We start from the raw sequence: 15,455 nt of genomic DNA on the forward strand, positions 1-15,455 counted from the left end.
TCATGCTCGAAGCCCTGATCCTCCTGCCCCTTGTGGCGGGCCTGCTCATGCTGGCGGTGGGCAACGCGGGATTCTGCCGCGTCCTTTTGCCCGTCACCGGCGCGGGCCATGTCTGCCTTTCGCTTGCCATTGTCGCGGCCGTGGCCGGGGGCGCCCATCCCGCAGCGCTCGGGGGCCTTCTGGCGCCGGACGCCCTGGGCGCGCTTTTCCTCGTTCTGGCGAGTCTGCTGTTCTTCGCGGCATCCATCTATGCCGTGGGCTATCTGCGCGAGGAAGAGGCCATCGAGGTCCGCACCTGCATCCACGATGGCCGTCCGTTCACCAATGCGCCCGAACGCCGCTTCACCGCCTGTCTCTGTTTTTTCCTCGCGGCCATGAGCCTTGTGACCACCACGCCGCACCTGGGCGCCCTCTGGGTCGGCATCGAGGCCACCACCCTCTCCAGCGCGCCGCTCATCTATTTTCATCGGCACCGGCGCTCGCTGGAAGCCACCTGGAAATACCTCATCATCTGTTCGGTGGGCATCGCGCTCGCCCTGCTCGGCAACATCCTGCTTTCCGTGGCCTTCTATGCGCCGGGGGGGGCCGGGGAACTTCCGGTGCTCGCGGACGACATCGACTCCCTCGGCTGGTTCGTGGCCCACGCCGGCGCCGCCGCGCCGCCCTGGCTCAAGGCGGCCTTCATTTTCTTGCTGGTGGGCTATGGGACCAAGATGGGGCTGGCGCCGCTGCACAACTGGCTGCCCGACGCGCACAGCCAGGCGCCGTCGCTGGTCTCGGCGTTGCTCTCCGGCGCGCTGCTCAACTGCGCCCTGCTCGGCATCCTGCGCGGCCACCAGATCCTGCTCGCCGCCGGGCTGGGCGATTTCAGCGGCGGGCTGCTCGTCTTTTTCGGCATCCTCTCGTTGCTGACGGCGGCCATCTTCATCGTGGGGCAGGGACATTACAAACGCCTGCTCGCCTATTCCAGCGTGGAGCACATGGGCATCCTCAGCCTCGGCATCGGCCTGGGAGGCATCGCCGTGGAGGGCGCGCTGCTCCACTCCGTCTGCCACTCGCTGACCAAGTGCCTGCTCTTTCTGCTCTCGGGGAATATCCTCGCCCGCTACCACACCTATTCCAGCTATGACGTGCGCGGTCTGCGCTGGACCATGCCCGCCACGGGCGCGCTCTGGACGGCGGGCTTTCTTGCCGTGGCAGGCTCGCCGCCGTTCGGCATTTTCGTGAGCGAACTCATCATCCTCAAGGGCATGCTCGCCGAGGGCGCGTGGCTGGTCGCGGCCCTGTATCTCGGGGCGCTGGCGGTCATCTTTGTGGGGATGTCGGTGGCGGTGCTGCGTATGGTGCAGGGCACACGCCCGCTGGACATGCCCGCCCGGCTGCGAAGCCGCCGCGAACCGCTCTGGAGCATCCTGCCGCCGCTGGCCCTGGCGGTGGCCGTTCTTGCCCTGGGGCTGTGGGTCCCGGACTGGCTGTGGCGTTTTCTGGAAACGGGCGCCAGGCTCATCGGAGGGTAGCGGATGCACAGTTTCGAGTATCGACAGGCCGTCGCCCTGGACGCCCTCCCCGTGCTGGATGCCGCCGGTCTTTGCGGCCACATCCTCGATGCCGTCAGCAGCGGCTGGCGGGTCCTTGCGCTGTTTGCCCTGCCAGAGCCGGGCCGTGCCGCGACAGCGGCTGGCGAATGCGGCGGACCCGAGCGGCGCCCCGGGGCGGGCCTGTGCTGCGTGCTCGCCCATGATGCGGAGCGGCGCCTGGCGGCCGCCCGTACCGCGCCCCTGGCCGCCTTCCCGTCGCTGGCGGAGGCGTGCCCGCAGGTGCAGCTTTTCGAGCGCGAGATCTGTGAGGAATGGGGCATCCTCCCCGAAGGACACCCCTGGCTCAAGCCTGTGCGTCGTTCCCCGGATGCGCCGGGCGGCGCGGCGCGCGAATTTTATCGCGTGGACGGCGGCGAGGTGCATGAAGTGGCCGTCGGCCCGGTGCATGCGGGCATCATCGAGCCTGGGCATTTCCGCTTCCAGTGCTACGGCGAGAACGTGCTGCACCTGGAGATCGCGCTCGGCTACCAGCATCGCGGTCTGGAGCGGCTGCTGCGCGCCCGCGCCGGGGGGGACCCCCGCGCCGCCCTGCGGCTTGCGGAATGCGCGGCGGGAGACTCCAGCGTGGCCCACGCCACGGCCCTGTGCGTGCTCAGGGAGCGGCTGCTCGGCCTGGAGGAGCTGGACCCCCGTACCCAGCGGCTGCGCCGCGTGGGGCTGGAACTGGAGCGGCTTGCCAATCATTGCGGAGACCTGGGAGCCATTGCCGGAGACACGGGCTTTCTGCCGACCTCGTCCTGGAACGGGCGTATCCGCGGTGATTTCCTCAATCTCACGGCGGCGCTCTGCGGCAACCGCTTCGGGCGCGGCCTTCTGCTGCCCGGCGGCGTGGCCTGGGGGCTTTCCCCGGAGGAATGCGCGGATATTCTGGCGCGGCTGACAGCCGCGGGCAGGGATGCCGCCGGTTCCGCGGAGGTCATGTTCGGCGCGGCCAGCGTGGGGCAGCGCATGAGGGGGACGGGCGCGCTCAGCGCGGAAACGGCCTGCGCGCTCGGCCTGGTGGGCGTTGCCGCGCGGGCCTGCGGCCTTGAGCGCGATGCGCGTTTCCATGCGCCGCTTTCGGAACTTCCCCTTGCGGGGGCGGACGCGCCCAGGACGGGGCGCAGCGGCGACGTGTTCGCCCGCGCGCTGGTGCGCCGTGCCGAAATGGCGGATTCGCTCGCCCTTGTGGCTGATGACCTCGGCTGGCTGGCGGAACATCCCGAAAGCGTGGCGGAGCGTGAAGCCGCGCTGGCGCGGACCATGGCCGCCAGCGGCCCGCTGCCGGGCAGGCGCCTGGCCGTGGCCCAGGTGGAAGGCTGGCGGGGCGAGATCTGCCATGTGGGCGTCACCGGCCCGGACGGGGAATTTCTGGCCCTGAAGCTGGTGGATCCCTCGTTCCGCAACTGGGCGGGGCTTGCCCTCGCCATGCGCGGCGGCCAGATCTCGGATTTTCCGCTCTGCAACAAGAGCTTCGATCTTTCCTATTGCGGCCATGATCTGTGAGGCTTGCCCATGTTCCGCATCGTCGCCGAACGCCTGAAACAACGGTACCGTACCCTGGACTGGCCCCGGAAGGAGCCGGCGCTCTCGCCGCGCTATCGCGGACGGCCCCTGCTCGCGGATGCCGACTGCGGCTCGTGCCGCGCCTGTTATGCGGCCTGTCCGGCAGGAGCGCTCCTGCCGCGTCCCGAAGCGCCGGGGCGAACGCCTGTTCTGGATATGGGCCGCTGCATCTTCTGTGGCGCGTGTCAGGACGTGTGCCCTGCGGGCGCCATTCGCTTCAGCCGGGACTACCGCGTGGCGGCGGCCTCGCGCGGGGCGCTGCTGGTGCGGCCGGAAGCGGCGCTCCCCGGGGCGAAGGATGCGGAGCGGACATGCGCGGACGCGGCGGCGGTCATCGGCAGCCGTTTCCGGCTGTTCCGGCGTTCGCTCAAGCTCCGGCAGGTGAGCGCCGGCGGCTGCAACGCCTGCGAGGCGGACAGCAATGTGCTGGGGACGCTGGTCTATGACCTCGGACGGTTCGGCATCGAGTTCACGGCCTCGCCGCGTCATGCCGACGGCCTGCTCGTCACCGGCCCGGTGACGCGCAACATGCGCGCGGCCCTGCTCGACACCTGGGCCGCCGTGCCCCGGCCGCGCGTGCTGGTGGCCGTGGGGGCGTGCGCCATTTCAGGCGGTCTTTTCCGCGAGTCCGCGGACTGCCTGGGCGGCCTGGGCGGCGCATCGGGGGAAAACGCCGCCGGACTCACAACGGCGGGGCTGACGCCGGATATCTATGTGCCCGGCTGTCCGCCCAATCCCTGGAGCATCCTCGCCGGGCTGCTGGCCCTGCGCGGGCAGGGCGCCGGCAGCCGCTAGCGTGCCCATCTGAAGGTGACGACCTGCTCCACATCGGGGTGCAGGCTGAGGCAGACCGGGCAGGTTTGCGCGGCGCGTTCGATGAGGAGTTTCTGGGTGTCGGCGTAATCGCGGTCGGGCATGGTGAAAACCACTTCGAGCCTGCCGATGCGGCGCGGGTCGGCGCTCATGATCTTGGTGACCTCGATGGTCGTGCCCGTCACGTCCACATCGTGCGCCCTGGCGCAGATGCCGATGATGGTCATGGCGCAGGAAGCGAGGGCCGTGGCGCAGAGATCCGTGGGGGAGAAGGATGCGCCCTTGCCCTGATTGTCCACCGGCGCGTCGGTGACCAGCCGGGTGCCGCTGGCGGTATGGACGCATTCGGTACGCAGATCTCCAAGATACTTCGCGGTGACGGTGGGCATTGCATCCTCCTTTGGATACGGGTTGCGGTGTGGTGCGAACGGCGCCGGGAACCGGACCCGGGCATTGCGAAACCGTTCTATGACGCCAGCGCTTCCGGGACGACGGCGAAGACCGCCGGAGCGCCGGGCGCCAGCGTGCCCGCCCCGCGCGGGAAACCCAGGGCCGCCGCGCCGTTGACCGTGAGCAGCCGCAACAGCGCGCGGGGGGGCAGGTCAAGATGCTCGCGCAGCCAGACGGCTTCGTTGCGTACGTCCAGATCTTCGTTGGAGGTCAGGCCGTCCGTGCCCAGGCAGAGCAGGACGCCGCTTTCCAGCAGGGCGCGCACCGGCGCCACGCCCACGGCAAGGTTCCGGTTGGAGCGCGGGCACAGGCAGAGCGCCGCGCCGCTCGCCGCCAGGGTGCCGATCTCCTCTTCCTCGAGCTGGACGCCATGTACGGCCAGCACGCCCGGCCCGAGCAGCCCCAGGGCCGAGGCAAAGGCCAGCGGGCGCAACCGGGGCGGCTGCCAGTCCGCCGGCAGCACGCTGCCCTCGTAGCAGGCGCGCAGGGCGCCCGCGCCCGTGGCGAGCAGTTCCGTTTCCTCCGGCGATTCCGCCAGATGGAAGCTGAAGACGCGTCCCGTCCCGGCGCACCATTCCCGCGCCGCGCGCAGGATGTCCGGCGCTGTGGAGTAGAGGGCGTGGCCGCAGGGCGCGCATTCGTTTTCCAGACGCCTGTCCGCCGAGATCTCGGCGCGGCAGCGGGGCGGCCACGGGCCTTCCGCGTCGATGAGCGGCGGCGCGAAGCCGAACCATTCGCAAAAATGCCGTGCTTCCAGCCCGGCGGCGGTGCAGGCTTCGCGCACCCGGGAGAGCGCGCCGGGGCTGGAGCCGCCCACATCCCCCATCCAGTGCGTGCCGTCAGCGGCAAGGGCGGCGCAGGCGCGCGCCGCGGCCCGGTGCCGTCGCGCCGGCTCTTCGCCGTCCCGCGCCGGGGCGATGAGCTGCGGAACAAGACTGTCCAGCCATGCCGCGAAACCGTGCCCCCAGCGGGTGCGCCCGGCGAGCCAGGAAAGTTGCAGGTGCGTGTGCGCGTTCGCGCAGGCGGGCATGAGGCAGACATCGCCCATATCCCGCACGCGCGTTCCGGCGGGCAGGCGCGCGTTCTTCCAGGGCCGCACCTCTTCCACCCGGCCCGCGCGCGTGAGGATGAGCGCGTCATCCAGGCGGGCGAGCGGCGCCAGGAGCGCCGCGCCCCGCGCCGGGCCTTCCCCCGCGAGGGGAACGAGGCTCCGCGCCCTGAAGGCGAGGGGAGGGCTGGACCCCGCGCGGTCCATGGCCTAGCGTCCCCCGCGCGCGAACTGGCCGCCCGAGACGTAGAAGGTGTTCTCGACGATGAAGAGCGCGTGCGGGTCAATGGTATAGACGAGATTCTCCAGCCGCTTGAGCGCCACATTGTTGGTGACGGTGAGCAGGATCTCCCTGTCTGTGCCGGAATAGGCGCCCTTGGCGCGGATCATGGTGGCGCCGTAGCGTTCGCTTGCCAGGATGGCCTCGCCGATCTCCTCGCCCCGGCTGGAAATGACGAGGACGAGCTTGCGGCGGTTGAACATGCCGAGCACGTATTCCAGGGTCTGCGAGGCCACGAACATCATCAGGATGGAGGCCACGATGAGGTCCGCGGGCAGACGGAAGGCCCCGATGAGAAAAAGGGTGGCATTGAAGAGAAAGTTGAACTGCCCGATGGGGATGTTCCAGCGCTCCTTGAGCAGGATGGCGAAGACATCCGTCCCGCCGCTGCTGCCGAGGGTGCGGAGCATGATGCCCGAGGCCGCGCCGTTGAGCACCCCGCCCACGAGCGCCGCATATACGTCATTGGTAAAGGACAGCTCGAACTGGAGGAACTGCCCGAAAACGTTCATGGCGACGGTGCCGTAGAAGGTGTAGAGCAGAAAACGCCGCCCCAGCAGGAACCAGCCGATGACATAGATGGGCAGGCACAGGGCGAGATACCAGACGAGCGGCGGCAGGCCATGCGCCCAGTAGGTGAGCAGCAGCGCCACCCCCATGACGCCGCCCGCGAGGAAGTTGTGCGGCGCGGCCACGCCCTGCACGCAGACTGTCATGAGAAAGGCGCCGACCGTCAGCCAGAGGAGGTTCCACCAGACGGATTCGGTCCGTTTGCGGTTATAGGTGGTGAGCATGGCGGCGCGGGGCTGCTACAGGAGATTCCAGAGCATTTTCAGGCCCACGAAAATGAGAAAGAACGCGAAGGCGCGCTTGAGCCTGGTCGTGGGCAGGGAGTGGGAGAGGCGCACGCCCAGCGGCGCGGTGAGGCAACTGGCCGCGGCGATGCCGAAAAGCGCCCAGAGGTGGACAAAGCCGAGCGTTCCGGGGGGCAGGCCGGGGCGGTCCCAGCCGCCGACGATATAGCCCAGGGTGCCGGCCACGGCGATGGGAAAGCCGATGGCCGCCGAGGTGCCCACGGCGGTGTGGATGGGCACATTGCAGTACGTCATGAACGGCACGGAGAGCGACCCGCCGCCGATACCCACAAAGCTGGAGATCAGGCCGATGAAGCCGCCCATGCCCGCCGTGCCGAGGAACCCGGGCATGTTGCGGGTGGCCGGGGGCCGGTAGTTGGAGAGCATCTGCGCGGAAATGGCAAAAAGAAAGCAGATGAAAAAGACCTTGAGGAACATGGTGGGCATGTGCGTGGCGAGCAGGCCGCCGAAGAAGGTGCCGAGCAGGATGCCGGGCACGATATGGCGGAAGATGTCCCATCTGACGGCCCCGCGCGCATGGTGCGCCCGCGCGCTGGAAATGGAGGTGAACATGATGCTGGCGAGGGACGTGCCGAGCGCAAGCTGCTGCACATACTGGGGCGGCACCCCCTGGGCGGGAAAGATGGTCACGAGGATGGGCACGATGACCGCGCCGCCGCCCACGCCGAGCAGGCCGGCGATCACGCCGACCACGGCGCCGCAGCAGAGGTAGATGACAAGTGACAGAAGCATGGCGTCCCTCCCGGGCAGGATGGATCGCCGTCCGTCTTCGCCGGCGGCATGCCGCCCGCGGCGCGGACGCGCCTTTCCGGGCGGCGCGCTGCGTCGGCCCGGAGCGTTGGCGGCGGCTCCCTGCCCCAAGTATGATGCGTTCCCGATGGCCGTCGGCCGGTATGGTCCAAAGGCGCGGGCACGCCCACGGTAGTCAAAGCCCCTGGCGGCGTCAACCGCTTCCGGAACGGGGAGGATTTTTTCTTTACAACGCCATGTGCGGCGCCTAGACTTCGGTCATGGATACCATGCCGGATGCTGTTGCCGCCGCGCGGCGTTTCGCGCGGGCCTGCCGGCCCGTTGTCTCCGCTGTTCCGGCGGCAGTTCCCCCGTTCCGCAGAGCGGGGCTTTTTTTTGCGCCGGCGGGCCGGGGCAGTTCCACCGCCCGCCAAGGAGGCCCTTCGCGCCATGCCTGACGACAATCGCCACCCCTGGCCGCACAAGGATCTGCTCGACGTGACCCAGCTCGAGGCGGACGAGGTGTTCCGGCTGCTGGACCTCGCCTCGGGCTTTCAGGAGATCAACCGGCGCCCGGTGAAAAAGGTGCCGACCCTCAAGGGCAAGACCGTGGTGCTGTTTTTCGCCGAAAACAGCACGCGCACCAAGACCTCCTTCGATATGGCGGCCAAGCGCCTCTCGGCGGACACCTTCGCTCTGGGCACCACCGGCTCGAGCATCAACAAGGGAGAAAGCCTCAAGGATACGGGCCTGACGCTTCAGGCCATGAACCCGGATGTCATCGTCATCCGCCATCAGTCGAGCGGCGCGGCCCAATACCTCGCGGACCTGCTCCCCTGCGGGGTGGTGAACGGCGGCGACGGCTGGCATGCCCATCCCACCCAGGCCCTGCTCGACTGTTTCAGCCTGCGCGAGATCTGGGGCAACGACTTTGCCGGGCGCGAACTGCTCATCCTGGGCGACATCGCCCACAGCCGCGTGGCGCGTTCCAATCTTCACCTGCTGCGCAAGCTCGGCGTGCGGGTGCGGCTGTGCGCGCCGCGCACCCTGCTTCCGGCCGGGGTGGACCACTGGCCTGTGGAGGTCTTTTCCGACCTGGACAAGGCCGTGGCCGGGGTGGATGCCGTCATGTGCCTGCGGCTCCAGCTGGAGCGGCAGCAGGCCGGTCTTTTGCCGGATCTTTCCGAATATTCCCGCCGCTACTGTCTCGATTTCCGGCATCTTGCCCGGGCGCGGCCCGGGGCGCGGGTCCTCCATCCCGGACCCATGAACCGGGGGCTGGAAATCTCGAGCGCTGTGGCCGACGCGCCGGAATGTCTGGTGCTCCAACAGGTGGCCGCGGGCGTGGCGACCCGCATGGCCGTGCTCTATCTGCTCGCCACGCGCAATGAGGGAGGCGCCGCATGACGCTCTGTATCCGCAATGCCCGGCATCTCGACGCGCCCGTGGATCTTCTTGTGGACGACGGCCGCATCGTGACCATGACACCCGCGGGGCGCCAGGCGCCCCCCGATGGCTGCGAGCTTTTCGAAGCCGGCGGCCTGCGCCTCCTGCCCAGTCTTACGGACGCCCATGTCCATTTGCGCGAGCCGGGCTACGAATACAAGGAAGACATCGCCTCCGGCCTTGATGCCGCAGCCCATGGCGGTTTCGGGCAGGTCATGTGCATGGCGAATACCCGGCCGGTCAACGACGCGGCGGCGGTGACGCGCTTCATGCGCGAGCGGGCGCGCGCGAGCCATCCGCGGGGTCCGCGCCTCTACCCCGTGGCCGCCGCGAGCATGGGGCTGGAGGGTTCCGCCCTCGCACCGCTGGCTGAACTCCATGAGGCCGGCTGCGTGGCGGTCTCCAACGACGGGCGCCCGCTGGAAAATGCCGAGCTGGTGCGGCGCATCATGGAATATGCGGCGGACCTCGGCATGGTGTTCATCGACCATTGCGAGGACCCGCACCTGGCCCGTGGCTGGCTGATGCACGAAGGCGATGTCAGCGGCATGCTCGGCGTCAAGGGGCAGCCGGCGGCGGGCGAAGCCATCCAGGCCGCGCGGGACATCATGCTGGCCGAATATCTTGGCCTGCCGGTGCATATCGCCCATGTTTCCAGCCGTCTCACCGTGGACATCATCGCCTGGGGCAAGGCGCGCGGCGTCCGCGTCACGGCCGAGACCTGTCCCCACTATCTCCTCCTCGACGAGACAAGCCTCCAGGGGTACGATACCCGGGCCAAGGTGAGTCCGCCCCTCAGGACGGCCGATGACCGGGCCGCCCTGCGCGCGGCCGTGGCCTCCGGCCTTGTGGATATCCTGGTGACGGACCATGCCCCGCATGCGGCCCATGAAAAGGACGAGACCCTGGATGCCGCCCCCTGCGGCCTCACGGGGCTTGACCTTGCCCTGAGCCTGACCTGGGGGCTGGTGTGCGAGGGCGCCCTTGGCGAGGCCGATCTGCACCGCCTCTGGAGCCGTCGCCCGGCGGAGATCTTCGGCCTGCCCTGCAATGGCTTCGCGCCCGGTGACCCGGCGGATTTTTTCCTGTTCGATCCTGACGCGACCTGGACCGTGACGCCGGAGAGCCTGCGCTCGCGCGGCAAGAACACGCCCTTTCTCGGCATGGAGCTTCAGGGGCGCGTCCGGCACCACTGGCTCGGCGGCATCCCCCTCTTTTGACGCGCGCGGGTTGGGGACGGCAGATCATGCTCACGCATGTGCGCTGGAAAGCGGGCATCTATGTTTTTCTGGTGGCGTATGTCCTCTTTGTGGGCTGGAGCATGCGCCAGATCCATGAAATGGTGCTCTACGTCCATGCCTATCCCGAAGAGGTGAGCAGGGAGGCGCGCGAGATGGTGGCGGGCCTTCAGAACATGCGCGACAGCCTGCCCGCCTTCATGACCACGCCGGGCATGACCTATGAGGACATGGCGCAGGTGTTCCAGCGTCAGGAAGCCGCGCAGAACGCCTCCATTGCCCGCATCGGGAGCATTTTCCGGGGGGACCCGCGCCAGCTCGAGGCCATGCGGATCGCCTTTGACGAGGGCCGCAAGGCCCGCGCCCGCCTCGCCCAGCGGATGGAGCACAACAAGAGCCTGGAAGCCGCCCTTCGGGGCTACACCACGGAGGTGGCCCCGCATGTGGCGAACATCATCGCCACGCTGGAGTCCATCGCCCGCTCCGCCGATGCGGAATCGCGCGCCGTGCGCGCGCGCATGGCATGGCGCCTCAGCCTCACCACCGTGCTTTCCCTGGTCATCGGCGCCGTCCTTCTTGCGGCGCTTGTCCTCTCCGACCGCCGCGAACAGGAGAAGAACCGCCAGATCTCCTATCGGGACGGCCTGTTCAGCCTGCTTGCGCAGAATGTGGACGAAGTCTTCATCATTGCCCGCGATGCCCGCGACTTTGAATATGTGAGTCCCAACAGCGGGCGGCTCACGGGCATTGATGCGGAGGAGCTGAGGGAACATCCTGACCTGTTGCGCGGCTTCCTGCCCGAGGCCGACGCCCGGCGCCTTGACAGCCTGCTTGCGGGCGCGGACGAGGATGCCGATGCGCCGGAGATCTCCTTCCAGCGCGACGGCCGCGTGTTTTCCGTGAGCGTTTATCCCGCGGGACCGGACGGGGGGCATTCCGGGCGGCGCATCATCCTCGTCAGCGATCGCACCAGAACCGCCCGGCACGAGCAGGAACTCAGCGACGCGCTGGAGAGCGCGCGCGTCGCCAGCGCCGCCAAGAGCAGCTTCCTCTCGCACATGAGCCACGAGATCCGCACCCCCATGAACGCCATCATCGGCATGACGGCCATCGCCATGAACCGCAAGGACGATCCGGCGCGCGTCCAGGACTGCCTCGGCAAGATCAGCGAATCTTCCCGGCACCTGCTCGGCATCATCAACGATGTGCTGGATATGTCCAAGATCGAGAGTGGCAAGCTCTCCGTCAACCATGCTCCCTTCAATTTCCCCGGCGTCATCAGGAACCTGGTGGATGTCGTCCAGCCCCAGGCCACGGCGCGCGGGCTGAATTTTGATGTCGTCCTCCAGGAAGTGACGGAGGAGGAGCTGCTGGGCGATTCCCTGCGGCTGACCCAGGTGCTGATCAATATCCTCGGCAATTCCGTCAAGTTCACGCCGGCCGGGGGGGACGTGCGGGTGGTCATCCGCCAGCTCTGCGTCCGCGACGGCCAGGTCCGCTTCCGTTTCACCATCAGCGATACGGGCATCGGCATGAGCGAGGAGTTTCTCCAGCGCATCTTCGTGCCCTTTGAGCAGGCCACGGACGATACCGCCGCCCGCTATGGCGGCACCGGGCTTGGCATGCCCATCACGCTCAGCCTCGTCACCCTCATGGGCGGGGACATCGCCGTGGCGAGCGAGGAAGGCAAGGGAAGCGTCTTCACGGTGGAGCTGCCCTTCGGGCTTGGCGAGGCGCGGCAGGAGCAGGGGGGGCAGCTCGTTCCGCTTCGGGTGCTCGTGGTCAAGAGCGATGCGGCTGCCCGCAGGCATGCGATCTTTCTGCTGCAACGCCTGGGCGTGGAGGCGCAGGAGGCCCCTGATGCGGCCACCGCCGTGGAGCGGCTGCGCCGGGCACAGGAGGAAGGCACCCCCTTTGACGTGTGCCTGCTGGGCTGGCGGCTGTCGGACATGGACGGTGTCGCGGCGGCGCGCCGCATCCGCGCGACGGGGGACGCCCTCCTGCTGGTGGCCTGCGCCAATGACAGGAGCGCCATCGAGACCGAGGCCCGTGAGGCCGGGGTGGATGCGTTTCTTGCCACGCCGGTGTTCAGTTCCGCGTTGCGCGACATGCTGACGGAGTTCTCACACCGTCGCTCCGGGACGGAGCGCACGCCGCCTGCCCGGAAAAGCTATGATTTTTCCGGGCGTCGCGTCCTTCTGGTGGAGGACAACGACTTCAATCAGGAAATCGCCCAGGAATTCCTGTCGATGGTCGATATGGAGACGGACCTTGCCGAAAACGGCGAGGTGGCGGTGCGGAAGTTTCAGGAGTCCCCGCCGGGCCGCTACGACCTTATCCTCATGGACGTGCAGATGCCGGTCATGGACGGCTATGCCGCCACGCGGCGCATCCGCGCCTGCAATCATCCCGATGCGGCGACGATCCCCATCCTCGCCATGACGGCCAACGCCTTCAGCGGCGATGTGGCCGCCGCGCTCACGGCGGGCATGAACGGGCACATCGCCAAGCCCATGAGCGCCGAGGACCTCTACCGCGCTGTCGATGCCTGCCTGAATGACCCGGGGACGGGGACCGCGTCCTGAAGGAGAGTGCCATGCTCATGCGTCAGCCGGTGGCGGCGGGACGGTTCTATGCGGGCGCGGCCGACGCGCTGCGCCATGAGGTGCGCCGTTTCCTCGCGGCCGGCGCCACGGCCGTCGTCCCGGACGGGGATGCGGGGGCGGCTCCCGATGGCGTCTTCCGCCCGTGGGGCTGCATGCTGCCCCACGCGGGCCATGTCTTTTGCGGCGCCGTGGCCGGGGCGACGCTTGCCGGGCTGGACGTGCCCCGCCGTCTGGTCATTCTTTGCCCGAATCACACGGGGCGCGGCCGCGAACTGGGCATCTGGCCCGGCGGCGCATGGCTCACCCCGCTGGGTCCGGTTGCCGTGGACGAACCGCTGGCCGCGGCCCTTGCCGCTTCCGGCGGCGGCTTCGCGCCGGATGTCCTGTCCCACCTGGGCGAGCATTCCATCGAGGTCCTTTTGCCCTTTCTTCAGGTGGCGTCGGACGGTGCGGACATTGCCATGGCGCCCGTCTGCGTGGGCACGCGGGATGCCGGGGCGCTGGCCCGCGCGGGGCGCGCCCTTGCCGCGGTGCTCGCCAGGCCGGAAAATGCCGATGTGGGCCTGATCGTCAGTTCGGACATGAACCACTACGAAGACGTGCGCCGGACGATGCAAAAAGACGCCCTGGCCCTTGAGCGGGCGCTGGCGGCCGACGCCGACGGGCTGTTGCGCGTGGTGGAGGATGAGCGGATCAGCATGTGCGGGGCGGCTCCGCTGGCTCTGGCGCTGTATGCGGCGCACTGTCTCGGGCGGGTGCGCGTGGAGCTGACCGCGCACGATACCTCGGCCACGGCCTCGGGGGATACGCGGCAGACCGTGGGATATGCCGGGCTGCGCCTGCTGCTGGCGCGGGGCGCATCCGTTCCCGCCTGATGCTTTCCACGCAAAAAAGGCCGCCCCGCATGCGCGGGAGCGGCCTTTGCGCTGTATTTTGGGGCCTGCCTAGCGGATCTTGCAGTTGCCGTCCTTGCACTCGGGCGTGGCGATGACGGGCGTGGCCTGGAAGAGGACGACCTGTTCCGCGCCCTTGTTGTCGCCAAGCACCATGGTGTAGCGCATGAGTCCCTGGGGACGGGGCATCTCGGACGTGCCATGGAAAACGCCGTTGGCCGTGAGCAGGCGCGTTTCGCCCACGCGCGTCTCGCGGATATTGGTCAGCGTCATGCGGTCCACGATGAGCTTTTTATCCCTGATTTCCTGAATGAAGTGCTCCTTGTCACGGATGTGGCCGTTGGCGCCGATATACCAGAAATTGGGCGCCAGAAGCTTCTCCAGCACCGGGATGTCGCCGGTCATGACGGCTTCGGTGTATTGTTCCACAGGGTCCGCCTTGGCATGCGCGATGCCGCCGGCAAGGCAGAGGGCGAGGGCCAGGAGCAGGGGCACGAATTGGAAAAATCGCATGGGAGTCCTCCTTGTCGCACGAAATCCCGGGGCGCGGCCACGGGCACGGCCTTCCCTGCATATCGGGGGCGTGCGGGGCATTCTTTAAAGCCAAGCGGCGCGTCTGTCAACCGGCAAAACGGATCTTTGCGGCGAAAGCGGAAAAATCGCATTTGCCGTGGCCGCCGCTTTCCTCTAGATTGATTCCGGCGCGCGGACCCGTCCGCACGGGATGTGACGCCGCCTGCCGCCGTTTTCCCCCGGCGGGGACGTTCCCCCCGCCAATGCCTCAGCCCGGAGCGCCCATGAAGACATCCATCCTCCAGACCATCGGCAAAACGCCGCTGCTGCGGCTCAGGCTTTCCGCGGGGCTGCCGGGGACGGTCTGGCTCAAGCTGGAGAACCGCAATCCCGGCGGCTCCATCAAGGACCGGGTGGCCTTCCATTGTGTGGAACGCGCGCTTGTGCGCGGTGATGTGCGCCCCGGCGGATGCATCGTCGAGGCGACCAGCGGCAACATGGGGATCGGCCTTGCCCTGGTGGCCGCCATGCGCGGCCTGCGCTGCACCCTGACCATGCCGGAATCCATGAGCCGTGAGCGGCGCGCCCTGCTGCGGGGCTATGGGGCCGAACTCGTCCTGACGCCCGCCGACGGGGGCATGGCCGCCGCCGTGGCCGCAGCCCGGCAACTGGCGGAAGAGCGCGGGGGCTGGCTTGTGGGGCAGTTCTCCAACCGCGATGCCGTGGCCGTGCATTACGCCACGACCGGCCCGGAGATCCTGCACCGCAGTTCCGGCCGCATGGATGTCCTCGTGGCGGGCGTAGGCTCCGGGTCCTCCCTGACGGGCACGGGGCGCTGCCTCAAGGAGACCATCCCCGGCTTCCGGGTCATGGCCGTGGAACCCGCGGACTCGCCCGTGCTCTCGGGCGGCAGGGCCGCTCCCCACGCGATCCAGGGCATTGGCGCCGGTTTTGTGCCTGATATCCTTGACCGCTCCCTTCTTGACGAGATCCTCCTGGCGGATGCCGGGGAGTCCATGGCTACCGCCCGGCGCCTCATGGCCGTGGACGGCGTGTGCGCGGGCATCTCCACGGGGGCCAACGTGGCCGCCGCCCTTTCCGTGGCGGCACGGCCCGACATGGCGGGGAAGAATATCGTCACGTTTGCCTGCGATACCGGCGAGCGCTATCTTTCCACGTCGCTGTTTGCCGCGGACTAGCTCTCCGGGCTTTTTCCAGACCGCCCCGCCGGTCGCGCGCGGGCGCGGCCCAGGGGCCGGGCTTGCCAACATGCGGGCAGTGCTTAGGGTCTGGACCTATTATTGTGACTGCTGGCTCGGGATGTGGCAGCTTGTGTAATGCCACAATCATCCGTCAAAAACAGCCTTTTTTGCGCTGGCGGCGTCACTGGACGATTTTTGTCGGTCATGTACGTGAGTACA

13 protein-coding genes are annotated in these 15,455 nt (G+C 68.4%); 8 read left to right on the top strand and 5 right to left on the bottom strand.

Annotation, left to right across the window (positions count from 1 at the left end; translation table 11 throughout):
- The first annotated feature begins 2 nt into the window (after window positions 1-2).
- The 3 genes from QZ294_RS05920 to QZ294_RS05930 are packed head-to-tail and all read left to right on the top strand — an operon-like array spanning window position 3 to window position 3,938.
- Entirely contained in the window at window positions 3-1,517 is a 1,515-nt protein-coding gene (locus tag QZ294_RS05920) for a proton-conducting transporter membrane subunit (protein WP_297047919.1), read from the top strand.
- A 3-nt stretch (window positions 1,518-1,520) separates the two neighbouring features.
- Complete coding sequence (locus QZ294_RS05925; protein WP_297047922.1) at window positions 1,521-3,083, top strand: hydrogenase; 1,563 nt, start codon at window positions 1,521-1,523, stop codon at window positions 3,081-3,083.
- Window positions 3,084-3,092: 9 nt separating this feature from the next.
- Window positions 3,093-3,938, top strand: coding sequence for a 4Fe-4S dicluster domain-containing protein (locus QZ294_RS05930; RefSeq protein ID WP_297047924.1), 846 nt, complete (start codon window positions 3,093-3,095; stop codon window positions 3,936-3,938).
- Here QZ294_RS05930 and QZ294_RS05935 read toward each other — a convergent pair.
- From QZ294_RS05935 to QZ294_RS05950, 4 genes are all read right to left on the bottom strand, one after another.
- Complete coding sequence (locus tag QZ294_RS05935; protein WP_297047926.1) at window positions 3,935-4,345, bottom strand: OsmC family protein; 411 nt, start codon at window positions 4,343-4,345, stop codon at window positions 3,935-3,937. The genes QZ294_RS05930 and QZ294_RS05935 overlap by 4 nt on opposite strands.
- Before the next feature lie 77 nt (window positions 4,346-4,422).
- On the bottom strand, window positions 4,423-5,661 hold the full coding sequence (locus QZ294_RS05940) for an amidohydrolase family protein (RefSeq protein ID WP_297047931.1): 1,239 nt from the start codon (window positions 5,659-5,661) through the stop codon (window positions 4,423-4,425).
- 3 nt (window positions 5,662-5,664) lie between these two features.
- Window positions 5,665-6,528 (bottom strand): YitT family protein, encoded by an 864-nt coding sequence (locus QZ294_RS05945; protein WP_297047933.1) that lies wholly within the window; start codon window positions 6,526-6,528, stop codon window positions 5,665-5,667.
- A 15-nt stretch (window positions 6,529-6,543) separates the two neighbouring features.
- The gene (locus QZ294_RS05950; protein ID WP_297047935.1) at window positions 6,544-7,341 is read right to left on the bottom strand and encodes a sulfite exporter TauE/SafE family protein; all 798 of its coding nucleotides are present in this window, start codon (window positions 7,339-7,341) and stop codon (window positions 6,544-6,546) included.
- A gap of 447 nt (window positions 7,342-7,788) precedes the next feature.
- Here QZ294_RS05950 and QZ294_RS05955 point away from each other — a divergent pair, with 447 nt between their 5' ends.
- Genes QZ294_RS05955 through amrB form a run of 4 tightly spaced genes read left to right on the top strand, consistent with a single transcriptional unit; the run spans window position 7,789 to window position 13,503 of the window.
- Entirely contained in the window at window positions 7,789-8,745 is a 957-nt protein-coding gene (locus tag QZ294_RS05955) for an aspartate carbamoyltransferase catalytic subunit (protein ID WP_297047937.1), read from the top strand.
- Complete coding sequence (locus QZ294_RS05960) at window positions 8,742-10,004, top strand: dihydroorotase (protein WP_297047939.1); 1,263 nt, start codon at window positions 8,742-8,744, stop codon at window positions 10,002-10,004. Before QZ294_RS05955 ends, QZ294_RS05960 begins: the two co-directional genes overlap by 4 nt.
- 26 nt (window positions 10,005-10,030) lie before the next feature.
- Window positions 10,031-12,607 (top strand): response regulator, encoded by a 2,577-nt coding sequence (locus QZ294_RS05965; RefSeq protein ID WP_297047941.1) that lies wholly within the window; start codon window positions 10,031-10,033, stop codon window positions 12,605-12,607.
- 11 nt (window positions 12,608-12,618) lie between these two features.
- Window positions 12,619-13,503: an AmmeMemoRadiSam system protein B gene (amrB, locus tag QZ294_RS05970; RefSeq protein ID WP_297047943.1), complete on the top strand. Its 885-nt coding sequence runs from the start codon at window positions 12,619-12,621 to the stop codon at window positions 13,501-13,503.
- A gap of 69 nt (window positions 13,504-13,572) precedes the next feature.
- Here the strand turns inward: amrB and QZ294_RS05975 are convergent, their stop codons facing one another.
- Complete coding sequence (locus tag QZ294_RS05975; protein ID WP_297047945.1) at window positions 13,573-14,034, bottom strand: nuclear transport factor 2 family protein; 462 nt, start codon at window positions 14,032-14,034, stop codon at window positions 13,573-13,575.
- 284 nt (window positions 14,035-14,318) lie between these two features.
- Here QZ294_RS05975 and cysK point away from each other — a divergent pair, with 284 nt between their 5' ends.
- Window positions 14,319-15,233: a cysteine synthase A gene (gene cysK / locus QZ294_RS05980; protein WP_297047946.1), complete on the top strand. Its 915-nt coding sequence runs from the start codon at window positions 14,319-14,321 to the stop codon at window positions 15,231-15,233.
- The last annotated feature ends 222 nt before the right edge of the window (window positions 15,234-15,455 follow it).

The organism is uncultured Desulfovibrio sp., from assembly GCF_910584445.1.
Lineage (GTDB): Bacteria > Desulfobacterota > Desulfovibrionia > Desulfovibrionales > Desulfovibrionaceae > Desulfovibrio.

Excerpts from the sequence above, each read along its gene's own strand:
- QZ294_RS05920 (WP_297047919.1), top strand. The coding sequence starts at position 3 with ATGCTCGAAGCCCTGATCCTCCTGCCCCTTGTGGCGGGCCTGCTCATG.
- QZ294_RS05925 (WP_297047922.1), top strand. The coding sequence starts at position 1,521 with ATGCACAGTTTCGAGTATCGACAGGCCGTCGCCCTGGACGCCCTCCCC.
- QZ294_RS05930 (WP_297047924.1), top strand. The coding sequence starts at position 3,093 with ATGTTCCGCATCGTCGCCGAACGCCTGAAACAACGGTACCGTACCCTG.
- QZ294_RS05935 (WP_297047926.1), bottom strand. The coding sequence starts at position 4,345 with ATGCCCACCGTCACCGCGAAGTATCTTGGAGATCTGCGTACCGAATGC.
- QZ294_RS05940 (WP_297047931.1), bottom strand. The coding sequence starts at position 5,661 with ATGGACCGCGCGGGGTCCAGCCCTCCCCTCGCCTTCAGGGCGCGGAGC.
- QZ294_RS05945 (WP_297047933.1), bottom strand. The coding sequence starts at position 6,528 with ATGCTCACCACCTATAACCGCAAACGGACCGAATCCGTCTGGTGGAAC.
- QZ294_RS05950 (WP_297047935.1), bottom strand. The coding sequence starts at position 7,341 with ATGCTTCTGTCACTTGTCATCTACCTCTGCTGCGGCGCCGTGGTCGGC.
- QZ294_RS05955 (WP_297047937.1), top strand. The coding sequence starts at position 7,789 with ATGCCTGACGACAATCGCCACCCCTGGCCGCACAAGGATCTGCTCGAC.
- QZ294_RS05960 (WP_297047939.1), top strand. The coding sequence starts at position 8,742 with ATGACGCTCTGTATCCGCAATGCCCGGCATCTCGACGCGCCCGTGGAT.
- QZ294_RS05965 (WP_297047941.1), top strand. The coding sequence starts at position 10,031 with ATGCTCACGCATGTGCGCTGGAAAGCGGGCATCTATGTTTTTCTGGTG.
- amrB (WP_297047943.1), top strand. The coding sequence starts at position 12,619 with ATGCTCATGCGTCAGCCGGTGGCGGCGGGACGGTTCTATGCGGGCGCG.
- QZ294_RS05975 (WP_297047945.1), bottom strand. The coding sequence starts at position 14,034 with ATGCGATTTTTCCAATTCGTGCCCCTGCTCCTGGCCCTCGCCCTCTGC.
- cysK (WP_297047946.1), top strand. The coding sequence starts at position 14,319 with ATGAAGACATCCATCCTCCAGACCATCGGCAAAACGCCGCTGCTGCGG.